At 65.9% G+C, this 311-nt stretch carries 1 protein-coding gene; it reads left to right on the top strand.

Going from position 1 to position 311, the window contains the following annotated elements; translation table 11 throughout:
* A partial coding sequence (locus H6B10_RS15965; RefSeq protein ID WP_275951103.1) for a [Fe-Fe] hydrogenase large subunit C-terminal domain-containing protein occupies positions 1-311 on the top strand: 311 nt, incomplete at both ends.

The raw sequence follows: 311 nt of genomic DNA on the forward strand, positions 1-311 counted from the left end.
GCGCGGGCGTTATCTTCGGCAACACCGGCGGTGTGATGGAGGCGGCGCTGCGTACCGCCTACGCCTATCTCACCGGCCAGGACGCTCCCCAGACCCTGCTGCAGTTGCAACCCGTCCGTGGCTATGAAGGCGTACGGGAAGCCCGGGTGGAAATCGGGGAACTGACGCTGCAGGTGGCTGTGGTGTACGGCACCGCCAACGCCCGCGCTTTCCTGCAGCGGATGAAGGAGAACGGCAAGCAGTACCACTTTGTGGAAGTCATGGCTTGCCCGGGCGGCTGCATCGGCGGCGGCGGACAGCCCAAAGACCTG

This window comes from Gemmiger formicilis, assembly GCF_016901605.1.
Classification (GTDB): domain Bacteria; phylum Bacillota; class Clostridia; order Oscillospirales; family Ruminococcaceae; genus Gemmiger; species Gemmiger formicilis_B.